Annotated in this window: 3 protein-coding genes; all 3 read left to right on the top strand. The window is 30.9% G+C overall.

What is annotated here, in order from left to right; all coding sequences use genetic code 11:
* The first annotated feature begins 79 nt into the window (after window positions 1–79).
* On the top strand, window positions 80–490 hold the full coding sequence (locus L992_RS13380; RefSeq protein ID WP_369797085.1) for an FAD-binding protein: 411 nt from the start codon (window positions 80–82) through the stop codon (window positions 488–490).
* A 372-nt stretch (window positions 491–862) separates the two neighbouring features.
* Entirely contained in the window at window positions 863–2449 is a 1587-nt protein-coding gene (locus tag L992_RS12125; protein ID WP_052193997.1) for a choice-of-anchor I family protein, read from the top strand.
* A gap of 81 nt (window positions 2450–2530) precedes the next feature.
* On the top strand, window positions 2531–2911 hold the full coding sequence (locus L992_RS12120; RefSeq protein ID WP_047396554.1) for a DUF1971 domain-containing protein: 381 nt from the start codon (window positions 2531–2533) through the stop codon (window positions 2909–2911).
* Window positions 2912–3073: the final 162 nt, after the last annotated feature.

Below are 3073 nucleotides of genomic sequence, written 5' to 3'. Positions count from 1 at the left end.
GCGGTGAAAGTCGCATGCACGGTGTGGAGCAGGGGAAAAGGTGGAGATAACTTCAAAGCCTTACCTATTGCTATAAACAATAGAGGACTTAGTAAAAAAAGGTAGAGCATTTAAAGGTGAAACAGTAGAGGAGCTAGCAACTAAAATTAAAGTTGATCCAGTTGTATTAAAAGATACAATAGATAAGTTTAACGTTGCTGTTGAGAATAAAACTGATGAATTTGGAAGAAAACTATTTGCAAATAAATTGGATAAGGCTCCATTCTATGCAGGACCACGTGTTCCAACAGTTCATCACACTATGGGTGGAATTGAAATCAATGAAAAAACACAAGTTTTAGATAAAGCAGGAAATCCTATTCCGGGGTTATTTGCAGCAGGAGAGGTAACAGGCGGGCTTCATGGAAGCAATCGTTTAGGTGGAAATGCTTTGGCTGAAATAACTGTTTTTGGAAAAATAGCAGGAGAAGAGGCAGCAAAAAATAAATAAAAAAATAAAAAGGCAACCTTAAACATAAAGTTGCCTTTTTTTATTTAAAAATTTAATATCCCCACTTATTAATATATCACAAGTTTTTTAGGATTACAATCGTTTTATTTTGAAATACTTATTAAAATTTTATGAGTAATAATTTTATATGATTGTACAAAAAAAAGAAAAAAGTCTCTGGGGGGGGTGTAGAGACTTTTTTCCACTGCTAAAACTACGCAAAATTCCACTGGAAACACTTCATGACATTTTATACTTATAAGAATAATAGTTTCCTTTTTTTATTTACAATTTTTTAACAAGAAAAAAATATTTTATTTACACTAGTATGAGATAATTATAAAAGATTATAAAATAGATTTTGGAGGGGTTATGAAAATTTTAACAGCTATAGGAGCATTACTAATTGCTGCTACATCATATTCAGCACAGATATCAATGGAAAAGGTTGGACATTTCCAAGGTGCACCGATAGGAGCAGGGGGGCCAATCGATATAGTTGACTTTTATAATAATACTTTATTTGTAGCAAATGGAACTAATACCGATATTCAAAAACCATCTTTAGATATTGTTAAAGTGGATGGGTTAAAAAATAAAGAGAAGGAGTTCAATCTTTCTAAAAGAGTAGATATTCAAAAATTTATAGGGACAACTGAGGAAGTTAGTGATTTGACTTGTATTAAAGTTAGTCCGAATGGAAAATTCTTGGCTTTATCAGTAGCTTTAAATCCAACAACAGAAAAAGGATATATAGTTATAACAAGTTTAGAAGGTGATTATATAGCTCACTATAAAGTTGGAGCTTTACCAGATAATTTAGCTATAACCCCTGACAGTTTAAAAGTTGTTGTAGCAAATGAAGGAGAACCAGGAAAAGGACTTAAAGTTGATCCAGAAGGAAGTATTTCTATTCTAGATTTATCGAAAGGTTTGGATAAAGGAAGAGTTATAGAAGTTAAAATAGATGAAGCACTAATAAAAGGAGAGCTAAAAGCGAATTTAGACGAATATGTTAAAGCTGCTCCACATAAACCAACATACAGTCAGGCTTTAGAGCCAGAATATATCACAATAGATGAAGCTGGAAAATTTGCATACGTTTCATTCCAAGAGGATAGTGCGATTGGAAAAATAGATATCGAGGCTGGAAAATTCGTTTGGATTGAATCTATGGGAGTAAAAGACCATTCAAAACCAGAAAATAGTTTTGCAATTGGAAAAAATAGTCCAAATTTAGTTACAGCAGATGTATTTGGAATGTATCAACCAGATGGAATAAAAGTTTTTAATCAAAATAATAGTACTTATTTAATAACTGCAAATGAGGGAGACGCCAGAGATTATGGTAAAGGATTATTTGTGGAAGATGATTCTACTATAGGAAAATTATTAGAAGCGGGTAAAAAAATAAATGTACCAGTTACAGAGGATATGAGAAATTTAAAAATTAGTAAGTTTAGAGGTTTAAATGAAAAAGGCGAGTATGATAAACTTTATTCGTTTGGAGCTAGATCATTTTCTATATTTAAAGTAGAAGCTGGAGGAGTGAAACTTGTATTTGATTCAGGAAATCAGTTAGAAGAGATTACTAAAAAATATCTACCTGAATATTTCAATTCGAGCAACACAAATGTAAAGCCATACTCAAGAAATAACTCTAAAGGTCCAGAGCCAGAAGATGTGGAGATTGGAACAATAGATGGAAGAACATTTGCTTTTGTAGGATTGGAAAGAATTGGAGGAGTTGTAACATTTGATATTACAGATGCTACAAAACCTGAGTTTGCTGGATTCTTCTCTGGAAGAGATTACTCTGAAGATGTTAAAGGGGATGTAGGGATTGAAGGGTTAAAATTTGTAGCTTCAGAGAAGTCACCTACAGGAAAGCCACTATTAATCTCATCAAATGAGATTTCAAACTCAATAGCTATCTATGAATTGAAAGTTTCAAAATAGATTTAAAATAGTAACATATGTTACTGAAGTTATGACACCTTTATTGTATACTTTGTATATAAAGATAAAGGAGTGGAAATTATGAAGAATAGCTATAAAAATAAAGAAGATATTAAATTATATGATAACTCTGTTTTACCAAAAGATTTAGATAAAGTTGGAGAGACACCTTTTATGACAGAGGAAAATGTATTTCCAGATATTTTAAAAAATCATATGGCACCTAAAAATAAATTGGGATATCTTGTAGTAAGAAAAGGTGAATTAAACTATGTTTGGGAAGATGAAGAAGAGAAAGTTTATACAGTTGATTCAAATCATCCGTTAGTTATTTATCCTGAGAGATATCATCGTGTTATTTTAACAGGAGCTGTTGAATTTAAAGTTGAATTTTATCATTATGATGACAAAATGATAGTGGATAAAACTGCTTTAAGACCAGGAGAAAATTTTATTAAATAAACTATTAAAATAAATACTTTAAAAAAACTCCCTTTTTACTAGATAGATGAAATCAAAATCTATTTAGTTTAAAGGGAGTTTTATTTTTTTTTGGGAGTATACCAAATTTAGTGTAAATTAACTTCTTAGCTATCAAATTTTAAATGTCCAAATAGGCTATCT

This window comes from Cetobacterium sp. ZOR0034, assembly GCF_000799075.1.
In the GTDB taxonomy this organism is placed as follows: Bacteria; Fusobacteriota; Fusobacteriia; order Fusobacteriales; family Fusobacteriaceae; genus Cetobacterium_A.
This window is presented reverse-complemented; position numbering and strand designations above follow the sequence as displayed.

Bases quoted from the DNA above. Each gene is read 5' to 3' on its own strand.
- L992_RS12125 (WP_052193997.1), top strand. From the start codon at position 863: ATGAAAATTTTAACAGCTATAGGAGCATTACTAATTGCTGCTACATCA.
- L992_RS12120 (WP_047396554.1), top strand. From the start codon at position 2,531: ATGAAGAATAGCTATAAAAATAAAGAAGATATTAAATTATATGATAAC.